The following is a 22429-nucleotide window of genomic DNA, read 5'->3' as shown; positions in this document are numbered from 1 at the left end:
TTATCCACAGGCAGTTCCACAGCGATTGTGGGTAACGCAGCACGTTTCAGTGACAACCGTGTGAATCCCATACTCGTTGCGCGCTGTGATGGAGGATGCCGTGGCGGCGGGCGAGGGCGTGGCGGTCCTTGCTGTAGCCGCCGCCGATCACCCCGACCACCGGGATGTCGCGGCCCAGGCAATGGCGCATCACCCGTTCATCGCGCTCGGCTACGCCCTCGTCGGTCAGTTGCAGATAACCGAGGGCATCGTCCTTGTGCACATCAACGCCGGCGTCGTAGAGCACCAGATCCGGTTGATACAACGGCAACAGGTAGTTGAGCGTGTCATCCACCACCTGCAGATAGTCGGCATCGCCCATGCCTTTGGGCAGTGGAATGTCCCAGTCACTTTCGGCCTTGCGTGCGGGAAAATTCTTTTCGCAGTGCAGGGAAACGGTAATCGCCTCCGGCGTGTCGTGCAGAATCCGCGCGGTGCCGTCGCCCTGATGCACGTCGCAATCGAAAATCAGCACGCGATTGACCCGGCCGCTCTGCAACAGGTACTGGCTGATGATCGCCAGGTCATTGAAGATACAGAACCCTGCGGGGTAATCGTAGTGAGCGTGGTGGGTGCCACCGGCCAAATGACAGGCCAGGCCATGTTCCAGCGCTTGCTCTGCGGCGAGGATCGAACCGCCCACCGCGCGCACGGTGCGTCGCGCCAGCGCCTCGTTCCACGGCAGGCCGAGGCGCCGTTGGTCTTCGCGGGACAACTCGCCGCTCATGTAGCGTTCGATATAGCTGCGGTCATGGGCGAGGGCGAGGATGTCGTTAGGGCAGATCTGCGGGCGCAGCAGGTCGGCGTCGCGGGTCAGGCCGCTGTCGACCAGGTGATCGCGCAGCAGCCGGAACTTGTCCATGGGAAAGCGGTGATCCGCGGGAAACTCGGGGCTGTAGTCTTCGTGATAGATCAACGGCAAGGGCATGGCTTGTTTCGCGCAGAACCAGGAAAAGAATGAACGATCCTACCAGCGATGTAGACTCAACGGCATGGAAATGGAGGGGACGATGGAGCCGATACTGGAGCTGCAAAGTGCGCGGTTGTTGATGCGTCAGTGGCAGGACGAGGATTTGCCGGCATTCGCCGCGATGTGCGCCGACCCGCAGGTGATGCGCTACTTTCCGGCACCGTTGACCCGGCTCGAAAGCGCCGCGCTGATCGGCCGCGTGCGCGGGCATTTTGCCGAGCACGGCTTCGGCCTGTGGGCGCTGGAGCGCAAGGACACGGGCGAGTTCATCGGTTTCACCGGGTTGGGCGTGGTCGGCTTCGATGCGCCGTTTACCCCGGCGGTGGAGATCGGCTGGCGTCTGGCCAAGGAACATTGGGGCCTGGGTTACGCCAGTGAAGCGGCGTGGACCGCTCTGCGCGCGGGTTTCGACCAGTTGAAACTGGCGGAAATCGTCTCGTTTACCGCCGAGCAGAACGCGCAGTCGGAGAAGGTCATGCAGGCGATCGGCATGCATCACGACCCGCAGGATGATTTCGATCACCCCAGGCTTGCGCTCGATCACCCGTTGCGCCGCCATGTTCTGTATCGCATCAGCCGCGAACAATGGCTGCAAACCTTGCATGAATAAGCCGACACGGACGTTTACAATGGCCGCCATCGTATTTGGCCCGTGCCAGAACCTGAATCGTCCGCCGCAGTCAAGACTGCGCGGCCATTGCTTTGTGTGAGGAGAGTCTGAATGAGCCAAGTGCTGGAAGATCTGGTCGATCTGCTGACCCTGGAGCCGATCGAAGAAAACCTGTTCCGCGGCCGCAGCCAGGATCTGGGGTTCCGCCAGTTGTTCGGCGGTCAGGTGCTCGGCCAGTCGCTGTCGGCGGCCAGTCAGACGGTGGAAGAGGCGCGCCATGTGCATTCGCTGCACGGTTATTTCCTGCGCCCAGGCGATGCCAAGTTGCCGGTGGTCTATTCGGTTGATCGCGTGCGTGACGGCGGCAGTTTCAGCACTCGCCGCGTGACGGCGATCCAGAAGGGCCACCCGATCTTCACGTGCAGCGCTTCGTTCCAGTACGACGAGCAAGGTTTCGAACATCAGGGCCAGATGCCCGTGGTGGTCGGTCCGGAAAATCTGCCGTCCGAACTGGAACTGACCCAGCAGCGTGCGCACCTGATTCCCGAGCACATGCGGGAAAAACTGCTGTGCCCGAAACCGATCGAAGTACGCCCGGTCACCGAAAAGGACCCGTACAACCCGCAACCGGCCGATCCGGTGAAATATGTGTGGTTCCGTGCCGACGGCGCCCTGGCTGACATTCCGGCACTGCACAAATACCTGCTGGCGTACGCCTCGGACTTCGGTCTGCTGACCACGTCGATGCTGCCCCACGGCAAGTCGGTCTGGCAGAAAGACATGCAGGTCGCCAGCCTCGATCACGCGCTGTGGTTCCACAATGATCTGCGCGCCGATGACTGGTTGCTCTACGCGATGGACAGCCCGTGGGCCGGCAACTCCCGTGGTTTTTCCCGTGGCAGCGTGTTCAACCGTGCCGGGCAACTGGTCGCTTCGGTGACGCAGGAAGGCCTGATCCGCCATCGCAAGGACTGGGCATGAGCCTGACCGAGGTTCGTCATTGGGTGTTCGACATGGACGGCACGCTGACCGTCGCCGTGCATGACTTTGCGGCGATTCGCGTGGCCTTGGCGATTCCTCCGGAGGACGACATCCTCACCCATCTGGCGGCATTGCCAGCGGATGAAGCAGCGGCCAAGCATGCCTGGTTGCTGGAACATGAACGCGATCTGGCGTTGGGCTCGACCCCGGCCGCCGGTGCGGTGGAACTGGTGCGTGACCTGCATGCGCGCGGTTACCGCCTGGGCATTCTCACGCGCAATGCGCGGGAATTGGCGCACGTGACGCTGGAGGCGATCGGCCTGGCTGACTGCTTCGCGGTCAAGGATGTGCTGGGTCGCGACGAAGCACCGCCGAAGCCGCATCCCGGCGGTTTGCTGAAACTGGCCGAAGCCTGGCAAGTGCCGGCCAGTGACATGGTGATGGTTGGTGATTACCGCTTTGATCTGGATTGCGGCCGAGCGGCGGGGGCGCGGACGGTGTTGGTGAACCTGCCGGATAACCCTTGGCCGGAGTTGACGGATTGGCATGCAAGGGATTGTGTTGAGTTGCGGCGGATGCTGTTTGCCTGACATCTTCGTCGCCTGAGCCGGCGCCTTCGCGAGCAAGCTCGCTCCCACATTGGATCTTCAGTGCACACATATTTTGTGCATGTCATAGAGCTATGTGGGAGCGAGCTTGCTCGCGAAGGGGCAGTGGATTCAGAAAAAACCTACTGATCAAACAACGCCTTCTGCCCCTCCGCGGACGTCAGCATGCCATCCCCGTCATGCCCAACCCCGGGCACTTCAATCAGCCGCTGATTGACCCCTCAGGATGGCGACGCAGCAAATAACCGAAATACAGCTTCCCGCGCATCAAGCGGTAAGCCCCTTGCGCCTCGGCCGCGCAGCTCTTGTCCAGTGCCGGATGTTCCGGGTCGACGTCCTGCTGCCCCAACAGATAAATCACCTCGCGTTTGACGTAAGCGCTCTCGACCTGCAACGGCGTTTGCCCACCGGCATACACCGGCATGTCCGCCAGGCCGTACTTCCAGCGATTGAAGCCAGGGCATTGCGCGTGATCGAACGCCACTGGCCGCTGCTCGTTGAAGTACGCATAAGAAGAAGGATTGGCCACCACATAGCGCAAGCGTATACCGTTGGCCTTGAGCGCCGGCTGATCCTTGGCCAGCAGGGCGTAACGCTGCACCACCTGACCACCCCCGGAGTGGCCGAAGATCACGATCTGCTTCACGTCCGGAAACTGTTTGCGATCGCTGACCCGCGCGACGATTTCATCCAGCGCCGCGTAGGAGCTCAGCGGATTTGGCCCGGTGGACAAGCCGCCGCCCATCCACTCGTTGCCCTGCCAGCGCAGCACTGTCGACGGCAAGGAATACAGGGTGACGTCGCTTTCATTGAGAAACTGCGGAGCGATCACCAGCGTGTGCGCGGTCTGCCCGGCGAGTTCGGCGGCGCTTTCCGCGCTTTTGCGGTAGGTCTCGGCGTTGCGCAGGCGACCGTGAATGACGATCAGCACCCGCTCGATCTTCTCCGGTGCCGGGCCGATGCCCACTGCCATTTCCCCGGCCTTGAGTTGCAGGCGACCGGGGCTGATCGCATCGACGCCGGCCGCTTGCGCGGTGCCGGCGATGAACAGTAACGCCACAAGCCATTTATGCATTTACAGGGTTTTCGCCGCGAAGGTGTCGCACTGGCTTACCTGGCCTTGCGCGAATCCGGTTTTGAACCAGCGCACCCTTTGCGCTGACGTACCGTGGGTAAACGAGTCCGGGACCACACGGCCCTGACCCTGTTGCTGCAAGCGATCATCGCCGATGGCGTTGGCGGCGTTCAAGGCTTCCTCGATGTCGCCCGGTTCCAGCCAGTTCAGGCGTTTCTGCGCGTTATACGCCCAGACGCCGGCGAGACAGTCGGCCTGCAATTCCTGACGAACCAGCAAGCCGCCGTCGCCCTCCATCTGCCGGCCTTGCTGACGCGCCGCCTGCATCTTCGCCGAGACGCCCAGCAGCGTCTGCACATGGTGGCCGACTTCGTGCGCAATCACGTAAGCCTGAGCGAAATCGCCAGCGGCTTTGAAGCGCTGCGACATTTCCTGAAAGAAGGTCATGTCCAGATAGACCTTCTGGTCGGCCGGGCAGTAGAACGGGCCGGTGGCAGAAGTGGCCATGCCGCACGCGGAGTTCACCCGATTGCTGAACAGCACCAGTGTCGGGTCTTTGTATTGGCGTCCGGCCTGCTGGAAGATCGGACCCCAAGTGTCTTCGGTGTCGCCGAGAATCGAGCGGACGAATTCGGCCTGTTCATCATTGGCCGGTGGCGCCTGGCGGGTTTGCGAGGAGGGCGCCGGTTGCTCCATCTGCCCGGTCAACTGGCCGAGAATCTGCATCGGGTCCTGGCCGGTGAGCCAGCCGATGCCGACAATCAGCACAATAGCGGTCAGGCTCAGGCCCTTGCCGCCACCGAAGCGCATGCCGCCGCCACCGCCGGCATCATCACCCCGGGCGTCGACGACGTTGTCACTGCGTCGGCCTTTTTCCATAGCATGTGGGAATCCTCTTTTATTGCCGGTGATGAATCTGCTGGTGATGAGTGTTGCCGCTGTGTGAGTGTGGCGCCAGTCCGGTCGTCCGTCCATGCACACGCGCCCACATGGTGCGGGCCTGGTATTGACGGTCGAGCGGGCCGTGAATTCAATCCCGAGTGGAATTTCTTCCGTCGAATTCATGAACCCGCTGTTTCGACGGCAGTCTGTGATGTTGCACACTGGCCGGGCGCCGAAGTGGCGGGAATCTTGCCTCAAGGTTTTGCCTGGCGGCGGTTTCCCGGCGAAGAAGAGTGCAACCTGTGCGGTTGCTGAAAGCTCAGCCGACTATGATTGTCACAACGATTGCCGCCAGCGCGAACGCTCGCCCGGATTTTTTTCAGAGATTGCCAATGACCGTCAGCACCCCGCTCTCCGGTGTCAACCAGCCCTTCAAGGGGATCCTGCTGATTGTCGTGGCGACGTTCCTGTTTTCCAGCCACGACGCGTTGTCGAAATACCTCTCCGGTTTTTATCCGATCGTGATGGTGGTGTGGGCGCGCTATGTGGTGCACACCTTGTTGATGGCAGGGATTTTCCTGCCGCAGTCCGGATTGCGCGTTCTGCGCACCAAAAACCGTTATGGCAGCTCGCCCGAGCCCTATGCCTGCTCGGCACCAGCCTGTTTTTCACCACGGCGCTGTTGTACATCCCGCTGGCGGAAGCCACGGCGGTCAACTTTCTCGCGCCAGTGTTGGTCACCGCATTGTCGGTGCCGCTGCTCAAGGAACGGGTCACGCGCGGGCAGTGGATTGCGGTGATCTGCGGTTTCATCGGCGTGCTGATCATCGTCCACCCGGGTGGCGAGCTGTTCACCCCGGCGATCCTGCTGCCGTTCTGCTCGGCGCTGTTTTTCTGCTTCTACCAACTGCTGACGCGCAAGCTTGCCGAAGTGGACAGCCCGACCTCCAGCAACTTCTTTGCCGGCCTGTGCAATACCCTGGTGATGAGCGCGCTGGTGCCGTTCTTCTGGCAAGTGCCGACGTTGACTCACGCCGCGCTGATGCTGGCGCTGGGCAGTTGCGGGATGACGGCGCATCTGTTCCTGACCCAGGCCTTCCGTCACGCCGCACCGGCATTGCTGGCGCCGTTCGGCTATTGCCAGATCGTCTTTGCCGGGTTGTTGGGCTGGCTGCTGTTCAATCACACCCCGAGCGGGTTGACAGTGATTGGTATCGCGGTGATCTGTTGCAGCGGATTGGCGGCGGCTTGGCAACAGAGCCGGCGCTGATCAGCAAACGCCTTGGGCCTTTGGGAGAACCTGTGGGAGCGAGCTTGCTCGCGAAAGCGGTGTGCCCGTCAGCCTGTTAGTTGGCTGACTTGACGCCTTCGCGAGCGAGCTCGCTCCCACAGGGTTGATGTGTGTAGCGGGATTATTCGCTGACAGTCGGAATCTTGCGCGGTGCCATGAAGTACATCCACGTCAGCGCGAGGAAGTACATCGCCGGGATCAGCGTGAACAGCACCGTGTAGTTGTTGTTGGTGACGGTGAGGATGTGGCCAACGATCTGGGTCATGAACATCCCGCCGATCGCCGCGCACATGCCGCCGAAGCCGAACACCGTGCTCATCATGTGCTTGGGCGTGTAGTCCATCACCAGGCTCCAGATATTCGCGGTCCAGGCCTGATGCGCGCCGATTGCCAGCGAGATCGCCGCCACCGCCACCCACAGATTCGCCGAGCCGGCGGCCATGACCACGCCGATGATGCAGCAGGCAAACAGCAGCATCGACAGCAGTCGCGCCTTGATCGAGTTCATGCCGCGACCGATCAGGAACGAGGACAGAATCCCGCCGCCGACACTGCCGAAGTCAGCCGTCACGTAAATGATGATCAGCGGAATACCCATCTGCGTCACGTTGATGCCGAGGTTGTATTGCTGATTGAGAAACGGCGGCAGCCAGTACAGATAGAACCAGAACACCGGCGCGGTCAGCGAGTAGGCGAGGGCGAAGGCCCAGGTGCCGCGCATGCGCAGGATCTTGCTGAACGGCACGCGGGCCTGTTCCGGTTCGACTTGCTGCTGGATGTAATCGAGCTCCGACTGTTTCACCGTCGGGTGATCTTCCGGATTGAAATACTTCAAGCCCCAGAACAGCAGCCAGATGCCGCCGAGTGCCGCCATGCACAGGAACGCCGCTTGCCAGCCCCACACATGCAGGACCAGAGGCAGCAGCATCGGCGTGAACATCGCGCCGACGTTGGTGCCGGCGTTGAAAATGCCGGTAGCGACTGCACGTTCACCGGCCGGGAACCACAGGCGCGTGGTCTTCACGCAGGCCGGATAGTTGGCCGCTTCCGTCAGGCCGAGGATAAAGCGGCAGACCATGAAGCCGACCGCTGAGGTCGCCAGGCCATGGGCACCGGTGGCCAGGCTCCAGAGCAGCACCGCGCAGAAGAACACGCGCTTGACGCCGACCCGGTCGATCAAACGTCCCTGCAGGACAAACCCGATCGCGTAGCCGACCTGAAACCAGAAGTTGATGTTGGCGTAGTCCATCGCCGTCCAGCTCATTTCCTTGGCGAGGATTGGCTGCATGACGCCGAGGGCGGCGCGGTCGATGTAGTTGAGGGTGGTGGCAAAAACACCAGCGCCAGCATGCCCCAGCGGGTCTTGCCGACGGCCATGGCGCCGCGGATCTTGTCGCCAATGCCACCCGTGGCAGTGCTCATGGCCGGAGCCATGCGGGAAGTCTGTGAAGGAATCATGTGTTCCACCCGTTTTTGGATTTGTTATTTGGTGTTCTTTTCTGTCGAACACCTTGCCCGGTGGTTAGTGGCCGGACTCGATGTGCAACCGATGTTGGGCAGTGAACAAAAAATCGTCAATTCGCCAAATCGCCTTAGTGTTCGATAATCGCACGCAAAACTAACCGGGTAGTACACTTTAAATTTGCTGCGCGCAGGGATGCAGCCAATAATTTGCTCATCCTATAAAAGCGGCGCGGCTCACGCAGCCGCCGTCTCCAAACGGGAGTTGAAACATGCAGCGTTCCATTGCCACCGTTTCCTTGAGCGGCACCCTGCCGGAAAAACTCGAAGCCATTGCCGCCGCCGGGTTCGACGGCGTGGAGATTTTCGAAAACGACCTCCTGTACTACGACGGCAGTCCGCGTGAAATCAAACAGATGTGCGTCGATCTCGGCATCGCCATCACCCTGTTTCAGCCGTTCCGTGACTTCGAAGGCTGCCGCCGCGATCGCCTGGTGCGCAATCTCGAGCGCGCCGAGCGCAAATTCGATCTGATGCAGGAACTTGGCACCGACTTGGTGCTGGTCTGCAGCAACGCCTCGCCGGACAGTGTCGGCGATCAACAAATCCTCGTCGATGATTTGCGCCTGCTGGCCGAACGCGCCGGCGCCCGTGGCTTGCGCATCGGTTACGAAGCGCTGGCGTGGGGCCGTCACGTCAATACTTATCAACAGGTCTGGGACATCGTCCGTCAGGCTGATCACCCGAGCCTCGGTGTGTTGCTCGACAGCTTCCATACCCTGTCGCTGAAAGGCGATCCCAGCGCAATCGCCGATATTCCCGGCGACAAGATCTTCTTCGTGCAAATGGCCGACGCGCCGATCCTGGCCATGGATGTGCTGGAGTGGAGCCGGCATTTCCGTTGCTTCCCGGGGCAGGGCGAATTCGACCTGCCGGGCTTTCTCGCGCCGATCATCAAGAGTGGCTATACCGGGCCGCTGTCGCTGGAGATTTTCAACGACGGCTTCCGCGCCGCGCCGCCACGGGCCAATGCCGCCGACGGTTTGCGTTCGCTGCTGTATCTGGAAGAGAAGACCCGTCAGCGTCTCGAGCAGGAAGCGACGCCGGTGGCCAACCGTGAAATTCTTTTCGAAACGCCGCCGGCCAGCGAATACAACGGCGTTGAATTTCTCGAATTTGCCGTCGACGAAGCGCTGGGCGCGAAGCTCAGTCACTGGCTGCAACGTCTCGGCTTTGCCAAGGCCGGGCAGCATCGCTCCAAGAGCGTCAGCCTGCTGCGTCAGGGCGATATCAACCTGATCCTCAACTCCGAGCCGTATTCGTTCGCCCACAGCTTTTTCGAAGCCCACGGCCCGTCGCTGTGCGCCACGGCCGTGCGGGTCAAGGACAGCGCCAGTGCGCTGGCCCGCGCCGTCGCTTACAAGGGGCAGCCCTATCGCGGGCTGGTCGGGCCGAATGAACTGGAACTGGCGGCGGTGCGCGCACCGGACGGCAGCCTGATTTATCTGGTCGATGAAGACGCCGACGTTTACGGCACCGATTTCAATCTGTTGCCCGACGTGCAGGCCGGCGGCGGCCTCAAGCGTATCGATCACATGGCAATGGCGTTGCCGGCCGACAGCCTCGACAGTTGGGTGCTGTTCTATAAAAGCCTGCTGGACTTCGAGGCCGACGATGAAGTGGTCTTGCCCGATCCGTACGGCCTGGTGAAGAGCCGCGCACTGCGCAGCCGCGACAGTTCGATCCGTTTGCCGCTGAACATTTCCGAGAACCGCAATACCGCCATTTCTCATGCGCTATCGAGTTATCGCGGCTCCGGTGTGCACCACATTGCCTTCGATTGTGCCGACATCTTCGCCCAGGTCAGTCGCGCCAAAGAAGCCGGCGTGCCACTGCTCGACATCCCGCTGAACTATTACGACGACCTCGCGGCGCGCTTCGATTTCGACGATGAGTTTCTCAGCGAGCTGGCCTATTACAACGTCCTCTACGACCGTGATGCCCAGGGCGGCGAGTTGTTTCATGTTTACACCGAGCCGTTCGAGGGACGTTTCTTCTTCGAGATCATCCAGCGCAAGAACGGTTACGCTGGTTATGGCGCGGCCAACGTTGCCGTCAGGCTGGCGGCGATGGCTAAATCGCGCAGTGGCGCGGTGCGTCAGGCGAAGTTGTAGGGAATTCGTAAACGCGGGATCAAACACGGGCTGCGCGGCTTCCTTCACTGTCCCGCGCGGCCCATAATCGCCAGCTTGTGCAGTGATGGCCGTGAGCCCGCGATGACCATGAATTCAGAACTTTCCGCCGCTGCTGTCGAGTCCGACGCAGTGCCGCGCAAGAGTCGCAAGAACAACCCGGAAAAGACCCGCGAGAACATCCTGCAGGAGGCGATCGTCGAGTTCGTCCAGCAGGGCCTGTCCGGCGCCCGCGTCGACGCGATCGCCGAGCGCATTCACACCTCCAAGCGCATGATTTATTACTACTTCGGCAGCAAGGAGCAGTTGTATGTCGAGGTGCTGGAGAAACTTTACGGCGATATCCGCAGCACGGAAAACCGCCTGCATCTGGACGAATTGCCGCCCGAACTGGCGATCCGCCGACTGGTGGAATTCACCTTCGATCACCATGACCGCAACGTCGATTTCGTGCGCATCGTCAGCATCGAAAACATCCACAACGCCGAATACGTGAAGCGTTCCGATGCGATCAAGGCGCTGAACAACACGATCCTCGATACCTTGGGCGGGATTCTGCAACGGGGGCGGACGAGGGTGTGTTCCGGCGTGGCATCGATGCGCTGGACGTGCACCTGCTGATCAGTTCGTTCTGCTTCTATCGCGTGTCGAACCGCCACACGCTGGGGAAATCTTCCAGATCGACCTGCCGGATGAAACCATCAAACAGCGTCATCGCGAGATGATCTGCGAGTCGGTGTTGCGCTACCTGAAGGCCTGACTCGATGTCCCTGTGGGAGCGAGCCTGCTCGCGAAAGCGGTGTGTCAGTCGCCATGTTCGTTGACTGACCCAACGCCTTCGCGAGCAGGCTCGCTCCCACAAGAGTTACCCTATTGTTCAGGCATTCATGCTCTGAAAATGCTCAAGCATGCGCTGCGCATCCGCCGCCACGCCGCTGAACAGTTCAAAGGCCTTTACCGCCTGAAACACCGCCATGTTGCCGCCATCCAGCGTGTGGCAACCCAACGCGCGGGCGTCGCGCAGCAGTTCGGTTTCCAGCGGGAAATACACGATCTCCGCGACCCACATTGCCTGGCGCAATAACCCGGCCGGCACCGGTGAACCCGGCAGCTTGGCCATGCCCATCGGCGTGGTGTTGACCAGACCCTCGGCCTGCGCCAGTGCCCCGGGCAAATCCAGTCCGGCCTGCGCGCGACCGGGGCCGAAATGTTGATTCAGGTTGTTCGCCAGGCTCTCGGCACGCTCGCGGTCGACATCAAAAATCGTCAATTGCCGTACGCCTTCGCTGAGCAGTGCGTGGGCCACCGCCGCGCCAGCGCCACCGGCGCCCATCTGGACGACGCGTTCACGGGCAGCGTCTGTCAGACCCCGGCGAAAACCCTCGGCGAAACCGAGGCAATCGGTGTTGTGGCCGACACGCTTGCCGTCCTTCAGCACCACGGTGTTCACCGCGCCGATGCCGCGGGCTTCCGGCGACAACTCATCAAGCAGCGGGATGACCGCCTGTTTGCACGGGAAGGTAATGTTCAGTCCGGTGTAATTCATCCGCTCCGCCGCTTGCAGCAAGTTGGGTAGAGCCGTGCTGTCGAGGTGCAATTGATCGAGGTCGATGAGCTGGTACAGATAACGCAGGCCCTGCGCATCACCCTCGTGTTCGTGCAGTGCCGGCGTGCGCGAAGCCTGAATTCCCGCGCCGATCAGCCCGGCGAGTATCACTCTGGAACGTGACATGGCCTTCACCCCGCAACCGCTGACTGAAATGCTCCAGCGCCAGGCGATAGCCATGGCTGCCGAACCCGCACATCACCGCCGTGGCAATGCCGGAAACAAACGAGTGATGACGGAACGGCTCGCGGGCATGCACGTTGGACAGGTGCACCTCGATCACCGGTAATTCACTGGCGACCAAGGCATCGCGAATCGCCACCGACGTATGCGTCCACGCCGCCGGATTGATCACGATCCCGGCACAACGATCGCGCGCGGCGTGAATCCAGTCGAGCAGCTCGCCTTCATGATTGGTCTGGCGAAATTCCACAGACAGGCCGAACTCGTCAGCCGCGCGACCACACAACGCGGAAATATCCGCCAGGGTTTCATGACCATAAGTCGCCGGCTCACGCGTGCCGAGCAGGTTCAGGTTCGGGCCGTTAAGCACCAGAACGATAGGGGCATGGGGGCAACTCCACTTATTATTTTTGGTATTGGCCGAGAGGGTTCAGCCTGTGGAGGTAAAATGTACTAGATGGTTACATCGGTCAATTGGCGGGAAATGACCAAGGCGTTTTGTGTTCGGTGATCGCACGGATCAAAGATTCCCACAAAAAAGCCGTCAATCACGACGGCTTTTCCGTATCAGCTACAGGCAATCAACGCCGGGTCAGCAACACACCGGATTCCATGTGATGGGTCCACGGGAACTGGTCGAACAATGCGCACTTGGTAATGCGGTGGGTGTCATGCAACTGGGCGATGTTGGCCGCCAGGGTGTCCGGGTTGCAGGAGATGTAGAGGATATTGTCGAAGCGCCGGGTCAGTTCGCAGGTGTCCGGGTCCATGCCGGCGCGCGGTGGGTCGACGAAGACGCTGCCGAATTCGTAGCTCTTCAGATCGATGCCGTGCAGGCGACGGAACGGGCGCACTTCGTTGAGCGCTTCGGTCAGTTCCTCGGCGGACAAACGCACCAGCGTGACGTTATCCACAGCGTTGTCGCTGAGATTGCTCAGGGCCGCGTTGACCGAAGTCTTGCTGATTTCGGTGGCGAGCACTTTGCGCACGCGAGTCGCCAGCGGCAGGGTGAAGTTACCGTTGCCGCAGTACAGCTCGAGCAGATCGTCGCTGCGATCGCCCAAGGCTTCGTATGCCCAATTGAGCATCTTCTGGTTCACCGTGCCGTTGGGCTGGGTGAACGCGCCTTCGGGCTGGCGATAGCTGAAGGTGCGGCCGCCGACTTCGAGTTTCTCGACGACATAGTCCTGACCGAGCACTTCGCGCTTGCCTTTGGAGCGGCCGATGATGCTCACGCCCAGATCCGCCGACAACTGAGTGGCTGCCGCGTGCCAGTGCTCGTCCAGCGGACGGTGATAGCACAGGGTGATCATCGCGTCGCCGGCCAGCGTGGTCAGGAATTCGACCTGGAACAGCTTGTGGCTCAGCGCCGAACTGGCCTGCCACGCAGCCTTCAACTGCGGCATCAACTGGTTGATGCGCAGGCTGGCAATCGGGAATTGCTCGATGAGGATCGGCGTGCGCTTGTCGTCCTGAGAGAACATCGCGTAATGCCGTTCGCCGCCCTCGCGCCACAGGCGGAATTCGGCGCGCAGGCGGAAGTTCTGCAACGGCGAATCAAACACCGTCGGCGCGGGTGCATCGAACGGCGCCAGCAGATCACGCAAGCGCGTGACCTTGGCTTCGAGTTGTTCGGCGTAGGCTTGGGAATCGAAACTCATGCGTTGAACCAACCCAACTTGATCACAAACAGAATCGACAGAATCACCAGTGCCGGGTTCAGCTCACGGGCACGGCCGGACAGCAGCTTGATGGCGGTCCAGGCGATGAAGCCGAAGGCGATGCCGTTGGCGATCGAATAGGTGAACGGCATGGCCAGTGCGGTGACCACAACCGGCGCAGCCACGGTGATGTCGTCCCAGTCTATTTCCGCCAGGCCGGAAGTCATCAGCACGGCGACGAACAGCAGCGCTGGCGCGGTGGCGAACGCCGGAACGCTGGCCGCCAGGGGCGAGAAGAACAGCGCCAGCAGGAACAGGATTGCCACGACGATGGCGGTCAGGCCCGTGCGGCCACCGGCACTGACGCCGGCTGCGGATTCGATGTAGCTGGTGGTGGTCGACGTGCCCAGCAGCGAGCCGGCCATGGCCGCCGTACTGTCGGCGATCAGCGCGCGACCCATTTTCGGCATGTGGCCGTCCTTGCCCATCAGGCCGGCGCGCTTGGCGACGCCGATGAGGGTCCCGGAGTTGTCGAACAGGTCGACGAACAGGAAAGCGAAAATCACGCTGACCAGACCGATGTCCAGTGCACCTTTGATGTCCAGTTGCAGGAAAGTCGGCGCCAGCGACGGCGGCATCGACAGGATGCCGCCGAACTTGGTGACATTCAGTACGATCGAGGCGATGGTCACAGCGAGAATGCCGATCAGCACCGCGCCGCGCACTTTCAGCGCTTCGAGGGCGACGATCACCGCGAAGCCGATTGTCGCAAGGATCGGTGCGGGTTTGGTCAGATCACCGAGGCCGACCATGGTCGCCGAATTGCCAACCACGATTTCCGCGTTGTGCAAGGCAATCAACGCCAGGAACAGACCGATACCGGCGGCGATTGCCGAGCGCAGTGGCAGCGGGATGGCGTTGATGATCCATTCACGGATGCGGAAGATCGACAGCAGGAAAAACAGCACGGCGGAAATGAACACCGCACCCAGCGCCACCTGCCAGGTGTGGCCCATGTGCAGAACCACGGTGTAGGTAAAGAAGGCGTTCAGGCCCATGCCCGGAGCGAGGGCGATCGGGTAGTTGGCGATCAGGCCCATCACGGTCGAGCCGATGGCAGCCGCCAGACAGGTGGCGACGAAGATCGCGCCCTTGTCCATGCCGGTCTCGCCGAGGATGCTCGGGTTGACGAACAGAATGTAAGCCATGGCCAGGAAAGTCGTGACGCCCGCAAGAATTTCGGTGCGCACGTTGGTGTTGTGTGCCTTGAGTTGAAACAGCCTTTCCAGCATGTCTGCTCCCCGTGGCGCGCGTGGCGCCGTGAATGTATCGACCTCAACAGCAAAGCACAGACCGTCGCAAGCGCCTGGAAAATTGTCGTGGGCCGGAAAAAGCCGCGCATCATACCAGCCGCGTGAGGAATTTGGCGGATGTTGGTGTCGATCGTCGGCGAAGTTTTGCGCAGCCGACAACTGCGCCATACTGCGCGCTGATTTTTGGAGTGGGCAGGCATGCGCAACGGTTGGATCAGGATTTTCGGATGGATTGCAGCGCTGCTGCTGACAGCTCCGGCGTTCGCGGCCTCGGCGCCTCCGCTCACCGAAGTGAAGGTGATCAAGGTTCAATCACCGTCCTGCGGCCTGGAAGATATTGCCGATAACCAACCGCAAACCCAGTGCGATCACAGCGGGCCGAATATCAAGGTCTACGTGCTGGAAGTCGGCTATGGCCAGAACCAGCCACACGTGACGCTGGATGGCTTCGAGGTCAACGGCACACGAGGCCCGGTGTGTGCCTTCGATAGTGGCAACCTCACCGAATGTACCCCAGGCAGCAAAACCGTCGGTTCTCTGTATACCTTCGATCTGGCCGGCAAACAGCAAGGCACCTTCAGCTTCAGCAACACCTCGATCAACGCTCCGCGCAACACGCTCTCGGCTCAGCTTTACATCAAGTAACGGCTGTCTGCGAACAGGCTGGGACAAAGCTGACTACGCTTTACAGACTACCCAGCGGAAAGCACCCATGACTTCCAGAGCCCTGATTGCCCTCGCCGAGGGCATCGATGATTTGCAAAGCGTGACCCTGATCGACGTACTGCGCCGCGCCGGCATCGAAGTGGTCGCCGCCAGCATCGAAGGCCGACGCATGCTGACCTGCGCTCGCGGCACCCGGTTGACTGCCGACGGCATGCTCGTCGATGTACTGGCACAGAGCTTCGACCTGATCGTCCTGCCGGGCGGCGACGTCGGTTCCCGGCATCTGGCGGTGCATCAGCCCTTGCAGCAGTTGCTCAAGGACCAAGCCAGCGCCGGCCGCCTGTTCGCTGCCATCGGCGAAGCCCCAGCCACCGCCCTCCAGGCATCAGGCGTGCTGCGCCAGCGACGCATGACCTGCCTGCCCGGCGCCAGCCATCAGTTGTCCGGCTGTACGTTTGTTGATCAACCGGTGGTGGTCGACGGCAACAGCATCACCGCGCAAGGCTCGGGCGCGGCGCTGGAATTTGCCCTGACCCTGGTTGAGCAGCTTGGCGGCAAGGCGTTGCGGGCGAGGGTGGCGGGGAGTTGGTGGCCTGACGGGTCAGCCGTGGGCTGCGAGGGGTTCTATCATTGGTTGCTCACGGTGCTCCGCTTGCCAAAGATCGTAGTCGGTTTGGACGCCTAGCCAAACGCGCGCCTTGCCGATCCCTGCACGCTCAAGTCGTACTGCCAGATCCGGGCTGATTGGCGCGTGTCCGTGCAGTACGCGCGAAAGATGCGGGCGTGCAAAGCCAAGGTGCCGGGCCAATTCGCTCACGCTGATACCAAGCTCGGGCAAGACATCCAGCAGCAGGGTTTCACCGGGGTGTGGCGGGTTGTGCATGGGCATGAGCCTGCCTCCTGTCAGTGGTAGTCCAGATAATCGACCAATTCGATATCCGAACCGACAAAACGAAAGATCACTCGCCAGTTGCCTGAAACGCTGAGCGACCAGTATTCACTCAGCTCGCCTTTCAACGGATGCAGGCGCCAGCCCGGCAAGTCCAGATCGCCGGGAAGTGTCGCTCGATCCATGAACTGCAACATGCGCGACAGCCGTTTTGCATGGTCGGCACGAATTCCACGAGTCGTACCTGTTTCATAGAAGCCACGAAGGCCTTTGTGCTGAAAGGATTTGATCATGGCGGCGAGTGTAAGGCGATACATTACACTCAGTGCGGTAACTATGTACCGCACGTTGTCGCTTGATATGTGCTGAGCAGGTGCGTTTTTTCCAAAAACCTCAGACCTTCTCTTCCACCGGCACATGCATCCGATCCCGATTCGCCAACGTCGGAAACAGTTTGATCCACGTCCCCGTCACCACCAGCGTGCCGATCCCGCCCATGACCACCGCCGGCACGGTGCCGAACCAGTGGGCGGTGAGGCCGGACTCGAATTCGCCCAACTGGTTCGATGCGCCGATGAATAGCCCGTTGACCGCGCTGACCCGGCCGCGCATTTCGTCGGGGGTTTCCAGCTGCACGAACGAGGCGCGGATGACCATGCTGATCATGTCCGCCGCGCCGAGCACCACCAGCACCGCCAGCGAGAACCAGAACGAGGTCGACAGACCGAAAGCGATGGTGGCGACGCCGAAGATGCCAACGGCGGTGAACATCACCCGGCCGACATTGCGTTCCACGGCAAACCGCGCCAGAAACAGCGACATCAGCAACGCACCCACCGCCGGCGCCGAGCGCAACAGGCCAAGACCCCACGGGCCGGTCAGCAGAATGTCCTTGGCGAACACCGGCAGCAGCGCCGTGGCGCCGCCCAGCAACACGGCAAACAGGTCCAGCGAGATCGCGCCGAGGATGTCCGGACGGCTGCGGATAAAGCGAATCCCCGCCAGCAGCGAGTCCAGCGTGGCTTTGCCTTTATTCAATGGCGTCTGGCGTGCTGGCAGGTTGAGCATCAGCGCGCAGGCGATCACATATAGCAGCACGGTCGGGCCGTAGACCCAGACGCTGCCGAACGCATAGAGCAAGCCGCCAAGTGCCGGGGCGACGATGGTCGCCGACTGTTGCGCTGATTGCGCGGCGGCAACTGCACGGGGAAAAGTGCACTCGGGACGATGCTGGGCAGCAGCGCCTGGGTCGTTGGCATCTCGAACGAACGCGCCGCACCCAGGAGAAAGGCGAGGATGAAAATCATCTCGCGAGTGACATTGTCGGTGGCACTGCCAATGGCCAGCGCCAGGGCAATCAGTGCCTGCAACGACTGACAGAGCGCGGCGACCTTGCGCCGATCGTAGCGATCAGCGACATGGCCGGTGTGCAGCATGAACAGCACGCGCGGAGCAAATTCCACCAGCCCGACCAGACCCAGATCCAGCACGTTGCCGGTCAGTTGATAGAGGTTCCAGCCAATCGCCACGGTGAGCATCTGAAACCCGCTGGCAGTGAATATCCGCGCCAGCCAGAAGGCCATGAACGGACGATGGTGACGTAACAGCAGGGGCTCTTGTATGGGCATCTGAAGGCAGGTCTTGGACGAGTGAACGGCGAGATTATCACCAGTCTGTAACAGGAAGTTGCTGCGAGAAACAATTCAGTTAGCCAGACATCGATCTTTCATGCTGACAATCAGCCCTGTGGTGAGGGGATTTATCCCCGTTCGGCTGCGCAGCAGTCGTCGCTTCGAGATTTTGAGGCCGCTGCGCGACCCAACGGGGATAAATCCCTCGCCACAGGAGTGAGACAACTTGCCACGCGGCAAACGACCACGCAGTTCATTGGCAAAAATGGGACTACTCTTTCAACGTTGCTTGATCCAGATCAAGACCGCATGCGGAACCGATCTGACGGCCAGTTGGCCAGACTCCCTGCGTTGCGATGGTTGTAAAAAGAACGAATCCGAATTCGCCGCACTCCATATCCGTGGGGGCAGTGGTTGCAGGCCTCCGGGTCCGCTACCCGTACTACCTGACAGAGGAAGCCATATGTTCGGTTTAGAGGCTCTAGATCTCGCCCGAATTCAGTTCGCGTTCACCATCTCGTTCCACATTCTGTTCCCGGCCATCACCATCGGCCTGGCGAGTTACCTGGCGGTGCTCGAAGGCCTGTGGCTGAAAACCCGCAACGATACCTACCGTGACCTCTACCATTTCTGGTCGAAGATTTTTGCCGTCAACTTCGGCATGGGTGTGGTCTCCGGACTGGTCATGGCCTATCAGTTCGGCACCAACTGGAGTCGTTTCTCCGACTTCGCCGGCGCCGTCACCGGGCCGTTGCTGACTTATGAAGTGCTCACGGCGTTCTTCCTCGAGGCCGGTTTCCTCGGCGTCATGCTGTTCGGGTGGAACAAGGTCGGGCGCGGCCTGCACTTTTTCTCGACGGTGATGGTGGCGATCGGCACGCTGATTTCGACCTTCTGGATTCTCGCCTCCAACAGCTGGATGCAGACCCCGCAAGGTTTTGAAATCGTTAACGGCCAGGTGATTCCGACCGACTGGCTGGCCATTGTCTTCAACCCGTCATTCCCCTACCGCCTGATGCACATGGCGACTGCCGCATTCGTCGCGACGGCGTTCTTCGTCGGCTCTTCAGCGGCCTGGCACCTGCTGCGCGGCAGGGACAACCCGGCGATCCGCACCATGCTGTCGATGGCCATGTGGATGGCGTTGATCGTCGCGCCGATTCAAGCGGTGATCGGCGACTTCCACGGCCTGAACACGCTCAAGCATCAGCCGGCAAAAATCGCGGCGATCGAAGGCCACTGGGAAAACCACGGCGACGAAGCCACGCCGCTGATCCTGTTCGGCTGGCCGGACATGAAAGAAGAACGCACCAAGTTTGCCGTGGAGATTCCCTATCTCGGCAGCCTGATTCTCACGCACTCGCTGGACAAACAAGTGCCGGCGCTGAAGGAGTTTCCACCCGAAGACCGGCCGAATTCGACCATTGTGTTCTGGTCGTTCCGGATCATGGTCGGCCTCGGTTTCCTGATGATCTTCACCGGTCTGTGGAGCCTGTGGCTGCGCAAGCGTGACTCGCTGTACACCTCACGTCCGTTCCTGCATCTGGCCTTGTGGATGGGGCCGTCCGGGCTGATCGCGATTCTCGCCGGCTGGTTCACCACGGAAATCGGCCGTCAGCCGTGGGTGGTCTACGGCCTGATGCGCACTGCGGATGCTTCGTCCAACCACAGCTTCATGCAGATGAGCATCACCCTGATCATGTTCGTCGTGGTCTATTTCGCGCTGTTCGGCGCAGGTCTTGGCTACATGATGCGTCTGGTGCGCAAAGGGCCGAAGATCAGCGAAGGCAGCGACACTCCGGACGGTGGTCCAGGCAAGAAACGTACTCCGGCGCGTCCATTGTCCGCAGCTGACGATCCGGCCGAGGGCGAGCACGAAGACAACACTCGCTTGACCAAGGAGATTTGACTCATGGGTATTGATCTTCCGCTGATCTGGGCCGTGATCATCATCTTCGGCATCATGATGTACGTGGTCATGGACGGCTTCGACCTGGGCATCGGCATTCTCTTCCCGTTCGTGCCAGGCAAGACCGATCGCGACGTGATGATGAACACGGTCGCCCCTGTGTGGGACGGCAACGAGACCTGGCTGGTGCTGGGCGGCGCGGCGTTGTTCGGCGCATTCCCGCTGGCCTATTCGGTAGTGCTGTCGGCGCTGTACCTGCCGCTGATCTTCATGTTGATGGGCCTGATCTTCCGTGGCGTGGCTTTCGAGTTCCGCTTCAAGGCCAAGGATGAAAAACGGCATCTGTGGGACAAGGCATTCATCGGTGGTTCGATCGCGGCGACGTTCTTTCAGGGCGTGGCGCTCGGTGCGTTCATCGATGGTCTGCCGGTGGTCAATCGCCAGTTCGCCGGTGGTTCACTGGATTGGCTGACCCCGTTCACGCTGTTCTGCGGTGCGGCGCTGGTGGTGGCCTATGCCTTGCTCGGCTGTACTTGGCTGATCATGAAAACCGAAGGCAAGTTGCAGGAGCAGATGCATGACCTGGCGCGGCCGCTTGCGTTTGTTCTGTTGGCAGTGATCGGTATCGTTAGCCTGTGGACGCCACTGTCGCATCCGGAAATCGCCTCGCGCTGGTTCAGTATGCCGAACCTGTTCTGGTTCATGCCGGTGCCGATTCTGGTGCTGGTCACCTTGTACGGCCTGATCCGCGCGGTGGCACGCAATGCCAACTACACGCCGTTCCTGCTGACCCTGGTGCTGATCTTCCTCGGCTACAGCGGCCTGGGCATCAGCCTGTGGCCGAATATCGTGCCGCCGTCGATCTCGATCTGGGACGCCGCTGCGCCGCCGCAAAGTCAGGGCTTCATGCTGGTGGGCACGCTGTTCATCATCCCGTTCATCCTGGGTTACACCTTCTGGAGCTATTACGTGTTCCGCGGCAAGGTCACCCACGAAGACGGTTACCACTAAGTGAAACCCTGTGGGAGCGGGCTTGCCCGCGATGGCGTCGCCAGCGGCGCCATCAATTTTGAAGAGGTTTGAAGAAAATGACCGGCAAACATTCCCTGCACGACATTGAAGAAGCCGAAAAAAGCCGCTGTGGCAGCGGCTCGGCTGGTTGGCCCTGATCTGGGTTGGCAGTGTCGGCGTGTTGTTCATCGCCGCCAGCCTGATGCGCATGTTCATGAATGCCGCAGGTTTGACCACTCACTGAGACATCCCGTCCCGGCGCCTTCGGGTATGGACTCGCAACCCTCCTCACGGAGGGTTTTTTATGCGCGAAATCTATTTGCGCGCCTTGAGGATGACGAATTTTGGCGTCGCCGCGACTTGCTCGACACCACGGAACAGGCGCGCCAGTTTGCTGTGATAGCCCAGATGCCGGTTGCCGACGATGTACAGCGCACCACCGACCACCAGCGCCTCACGCGCCTGCTGGAACATGCGCCAGGCGAGGAAATCGCCGACCACCTGCTGCTGATGGAACGGTGGGTTGCACAGCACCACGTCCAGCGACTGTGGCGCCTGCCCGGCCAGACCATCGCCAGCGCGCACGATGACTTCGCGATCGCCCAATGCCGCGCGCCAGTTCTCGGCAGCCGATTGCACCGCCATGAACGATTCGTCGACCAGCGTGTAATGCGCATCCGGGTTCTGCAGGGCGCTGGCAATCGCCAGCACACCGTTGCCGCAACCGAGATCGGCGACCCGCGCGTTGCCAAGGTTCTTTGGCAGATGCGGGAGAAATGCGCGAGTGCCGATGTCCAGGCCTTCGCGGCAGAACACGTTGGCGTGGTTAAGCAGTTCGATCGCTGGTTCGTCGAGGCGATAGCGAGTCGGGTAGGGCGATGTGGCGAGCACTTTGGTTTCAGGCGTGGCGATCAGCAGTCGCGCCTTTTTTACCGCCAGCGATGCCTGCACCGGACCGACGTAGCGCTCCAGCAGATCGCCTGCGGCACGGGGCAGATGCTTGACCATGGCCGCCGCGATCACTTGCGCGCCGGGAGCGAGTTGCCCTTGCAGGCGGATCAACTGCTCTTCCAATAGCGCCAGGGTTTTGGGGACTCGGATCAGCACCCGATCAAACGGCCCGACCAAAGGCTCACTGGCCGGTATCGGGCGGATCGCGTCGAATGCCTGGCCATTGCGCAGCAGGTTCTTTTCCAGCCCGATAAAACCCAGGAACGAATCGCCGCTGCTGCTCACCTCGACCTTGCCCAGCAGACTGATCGCCAACGCCCCAAAGCTGTCATTGAGCACCAGCACGCGAGTGCTGCTTGCCGGTTGTTCGCTGGCGAGATAATTGAGCAGGTATTCGTCCGCCGCATCGAAGGCTTGCAGCGGTTCATTCTGCTGTTCGGGCTGGCGGATCAGGTCGAGTTGAGCTAAAGGCGTTTCGAGCAAAGGCATGGGGCGGGGAC

General features: G+C 61.0%; 15 protein-coding genes and 9 pseudogenes. 11 read left to right on the top strand and 13 right to left on the bottom strand.

Annotated elements, in window-relative coordinates; genetic code table 11:
- Positions 1-46 precede the first annotated feature (46 nt).
- Positions 47-967 carry a histone deacetylase gene (locus tag LJU32_00695; protein WKV89069.1) on the bottom strand — a complete coding sequence of 307 codons (921 nt, stop codon included), beginning with the start codon at positions 965-967 and terminating at the stop codon, positions 47-49.
- Between the two features lie 82 nt (positions 968-1049).
- Between LJU32_00695 and LJU32_00690 the strand changes: the two genes are divergently transcribed.
- The 3 genes from LJU32_00690 to LJU32_00680 all read left to right on the top strand — a co-directional run bounded on the left by LJU32_00690 (position 1050) and on the right by LJU32_00680 (position 3190).
- A complete protein-coding gene (locus LJU32_00690) occupies positions 1050-1619 on the top strand; it encodes a GNAT family N-acetyltransferase (GenBank protein WKV89068.1) in 570 nt (189 codons plus the stop codon).
- A 111-nt stretch (positions 1620-1730) separates the two neighbouring features.
- Complete coding sequence (gene tesB, locus LJU32_00685; GenBank protein ID WKV89067.1) at positions 1731-2600, top strand: acyl-CoA thioesterase II; 870 nt, start codon at positions 1731-1733, stop codon at positions 2598-2600.
- A complete protein-coding gene (locus tag LJU32_00680; protein WKV89066.1) occupies positions 2597-3190 on the top strand; it encodes an HAD family hydrolase in 594 nt (197 codons plus the stop codon). Before tesB ends, LJU32_00680 begins: the two co-directional genes overlap by 4 nt.
- A 140-nt stretch (positions 3191-3330) precedes the next feature.
- Here LJU32_00680 and LJU32_00675 read toward each other — a convergent pair.
- A pseudogene (locus LJU32_00675) lies at positions 3331-4283 on the bottom strand (alpha/beta hydrolase).
- Complete coding sequence (locus LJU32_00670; GenBank protein ID WKV89065.1) at positions 4284-5162, bottom strand: neutral zinc metallopeptidase; 879 nt, start codon at positions 5160-5162, stop codon at positions 4284-4286.
- A gap of 395 nt (positions 5163-5557) precedes the next feature.
- Between LJU32_00670 and LJU32_00665 the strand changes: the two are divergent.
- Positions 5558-6435 (top strand): annotated as a pseudogene (locus LJU32_00665) (DMT family transporter).
- 27 nt (positions 6436-6462) lie between these two features.
- On the opposite strand, the pseudogene LJU32_00660 reads toward LJU32_00665, so the two are convergent.
- Both LJU32_00660 and LJU32_00655 read right to left on the bottom strand, forming a co-directional pair.
- Positions 6463-6591, bottom strand: a pseudogene (locus LJU32_00660) (metal ABC transporter ATP-binding protein).
- Positions 6578-7890, bottom strand: a pseudogene (locus tag LJU32_00655) (MFS transporter). The pseudogenes LJU32_00660 and LJU32_00655 overlap by 14 nt, the downstream one beginning before the upstream one ends.
- 299 nt (positions 7891-8189) lie before the next feature.
- Between LJU32_00655 and LJU32_00650 the strand changes: the two are divergent.
- Both LJU32_00650 and LJU32_00645 read left to right on the top strand, forming a co-directional pair.
- Positions 8190-10091 carry a bifunctional sugar phosphate isomerase/epimerase/4-hydroxyphenylpyruvate dioxygenase family protein gene (locus tag LJU32_00650; protein ID WKV89064.1) on the top strand — a complete coding sequence of 634 codons (1902 nt, stop codon included), beginning with the start codon at positions 8190-8192 and terminating at the stop codon, positions 10089-10091.
- A 102-nt stretch (positions 10092-10193) separates the two neighbouring features.
- A pseudogene (locus LJU32_00645) lies at positions 10194-10869 on the top strand (TetR family transcriptional regulator).
- 117 nt (positions 10870-10986) lie between these two features.
- Here the strand turns inward: LJU32_00645 and LJU32_00640 are convergent.
- The 4 genes and pseudogenes from LJU32_00640 to LJU32_00625 form a co-directional block, all read right to left on the bottom strand.
- Positions 10987-11841 (bottom strand): shikimate dehydrogenase, encoded by an 855-nt coding sequence (locus LJU32_00640; GenBank protein WKV89063.1) that lies wholly within the window; start codon positions 11839-11841, stop codon positions 10987-10989.
- A gap of 7 nt (positions 11842-11848) precedes the next feature.
- Positions 11849-12277, bottom strand: a pseudogene (aroQ, locus tag LJU32_00635) (type II 3-dehydroquinate dehydratase).
- 202 nt (positions 12278-12479) lie between these two features.
- On the bottom strand, positions 12480-13559 hold the full coding sequence (gene trmA / locus LJU32_00630; GenBank protein ID WKV89062.1) for a tRNA (uridine(54)-C5)-methyltransferase TrmA: 1080 nt from the start codon (positions 13557-13559) through the stop codon (positions 12480-12482).
- Positions 13556-14851 carry an NCS2 family permease gene (locus tag LJU32_00625; protein ID WKV89061.1) on the bottom strand — a complete coding sequence of 432 codons (1296 nt, stop codon included), beginning with the start codon at positions 14849-14851 and terminating at the stop codon, positions 13556-13558. The genes trmA and LJU32_00625 overlap by 4 nt, the downstream gene beginning before the upstream one ends.
- Positions 14852-15070: 219 nt before the next feature.
- Between LJU32_00625 and LJU32_00620 the strand changes: the two genes are divergently transcribed.
- Positions 15071-15517, top strand: a complete 447-nt coding sequence (locus LJU32_00620) for a YolA family protein (GenBank protein WKV89060.1) — start codon at positions 15071-15073, stop codon at positions 15515-15517.
- 67 nt (positions 15518-15584) lie between these two features.
- Positions 15585-16121, top strand: a pseudogene (locus LJU32_00615) (DJ-1/PfpI family protein).
- 18 nt (positions 16122-16139) lie between these two features.
- On the opposite strand, the gene LJU32_00610 reads toward LJU32_00615, so the two are convergent.
- The 3 genes and pseudogenes from LJU32_00610 to LJU32_00600 all read right to left on the bottom strand — a co-directional run bounded on the left by LJU32_00610 (position 16140) and on the right by LJU32_00600 (position 18055).
- On the bottom strand, positions 16140-16427 hold the full coding sequence (locus LJU32_00610) for a HigA family addiction module antitoxin (protein ID WKV89059.1): 288 nt from the start codon (positions 16425-16427) through the stop codon (positions 16140-16142).
- 14 nt (positions 16428-16441) lie between these two features.
- Positions 16442-16720 (bottom strand): type II toxin-antitoxin system RelE/ParE family toxin, encoded by a 279-nt coding sequence (locus LJU32_00605; protein ID WKV91013.1) that lies wholly within the window; start codon positions 16718-16720, stop codon positions 16442-16444.
- Between the two features lie 100 nt (positions 16721-16820).
- Positions 16821-18055: pseudogene (locus LJU32_00600) on the bottom strand (MFS transporter).
- A gap of 466 nt (positions 18056-18521) precedes the next feature.
- On the opposite strand from LJU32_00600, the gene LJU32_00595 reads away from it, so the two are divergent.
- The 3 genes and pseudogenes from LJU32_00595 to LJU32_00585 all read left to right on the top strand — a co-directional run bounded on the left by LJU32_00595 (position 18522) and on the right by LJU32_00585 (position 21222).
- Entirely contained in the window at positions 18522-19967 is a 1446-nt protein-coding gene (locus LJU32_00595; GenBank protein WKV89058.1) for a cytochrome ubiquinol oxidase subunit I, read from the top strand.
- Positions 19968-19970: 3 nt separating this feature from the next.
- Entirely contained in the window at positions 19971-20978 is a 1008-nt protein-coding gene (gene cydB / locus LJU32_00590) for a cytochrome d ubiquinol oxidase subunit II (protein ID WKV89057.1), read from the top strand.
- Between the two features lie 77 nt (positions 20979-21055).
- Positions 21056-21222, top strand: a pseudogene (locus tag LJU32_00585) (DUF2474 domain-containing protein).
- Between the two features lie 71 nt (positions 21223-21293).
- Here LJU32_00585 and LJU32_00580 read toward each other — a convergent pair.
- Complete coding sequence (locus tag LJU32_00580) at positions 21294-22418, bottom strand: class I SAM-dependent methyltransferase (protein WKV89056.1); 1125 nt, start codon at positions 22416-22418, stop codon at positions 21294-21296.
- Between the last annotated feature and the right edge of the window lie 11 nt (positions 22419-22429).

It is taken from the genome of Pseudomonas sp. B21_DOA (assembly GCA_030544685.1).
Lineage (GTDB): Bacteria > Pseudomonadota > Gammaproteobacteria > Pseudomonadales > Pseudomonadaceae > Aquipseudomonas > Aquipseudomonas fluorescens_AO.
Note: the sequence above shows the minus strand (reverse complement) of the source record. Positions and strands in the feature narration are given on the sequence as shown.

Bases quoted from the DNA above. Each gene is read 5' to 3' on its own strand.
- LJU32_00695 (WKV89069.1), bottom strand. From the start codon at position 967: ATGCCCTTGCCGTTGATCTATCACGAAGACTACAGCCCCGAGTTTCCC.
- LJU32_00690 (WKV89068.1), top strand. From the start codon at position 1,050: ATGGAGCCGATACTGGAGCTGCAAAGTGCGCGGTTGTTGATGCGTCAG.
- tesB (WKV89067.1), top strand. From the start codon at position 1,731: ATGAGCCAAGTGCTGGAAGATCTGGTCGATCTGCTGACCCTGGAGCCG.
- LJU32_00680 (WKV89066.1), top strand. From the start codon at position 2,597: ATGAGCCTGACCGAGGTTCGTCATTGGGTGTTCGACATGGACGGCACG.
- LJU32_00670 (WKV89065.1), bottom strand. From the start codon at position 5,162: ATGGAAAAAGGCCGACGCAGTGACAACGTCGTCGACGCCCGGGGTGAT.
- LJU32_00650 (WKV89064.1), top strand. From the start codon at position 8,190: ATGCAGCGTTCCATTGCCACCGTTTCCTTGAGCGGCACCCTGCCGGAA.
- LJU32_00640 (WKV89063.1), bottom strand. From the start codon at position 11,841: ATGTCACGTTCCAGAGTGATACTCGCCGGGCTGATCGGCGCGGGAATT.
- trmA (WKV89062.1), bottom strand. From the start codon at position 13,559: ATGAGTTTCGATTCCCAAGCCTACGCCGAACAACTCGAAGCCAAGGTC.
- LJU32_00625 (WKV89061.1), bottom strand. From the start codon at position 14,851: ATGCTGGAAAGGCTGTTTCAACTCAAGGCACACAACACCAACGTGCGC.
- LJU32_00620 (WKV89060.1), top strand. From the start codon at position 15,071: ATGCGCAACGGTTGGATCAGGATTTTCGGATGGATTGCAGCGCTGCTG.
- LJU32_00610 (WKV89059.1), bottom strand. From the start codon at position 16,427: ATGCCCATGCACAACCCGCCACACCCCGGTGAAACCCTGCTGCTGGAT.
- LJU32_00605 (WKV91013.1), bottom strand. From the start codon at position 16,720: ATGATCAAATCCTTTCAGCACAAAGGCCTTCGTGGCTTCTATGAAACA.
- LJU32_00595 (WKV89058.1), top strand. From the start codon at position 18,522: ATGTTCGGTTTAGAGGCTCTAGATCTCGCCCGAATTCAGTTCGCGTTC.
- cydB (WKV89057.1), top strand. From the start codon at position 19,971: ATGGGTATTGATCTTCCGCTGATCTGGGCCGTGATCATCATCTTCGGC.
- LJU32_00580 (WKV89056.1), bottom strand. From the start codon at position 22,418: ATGCCTTTGCTCGAAACGCCTTTAGCTCAACTCGACCTGATCCGCCAG.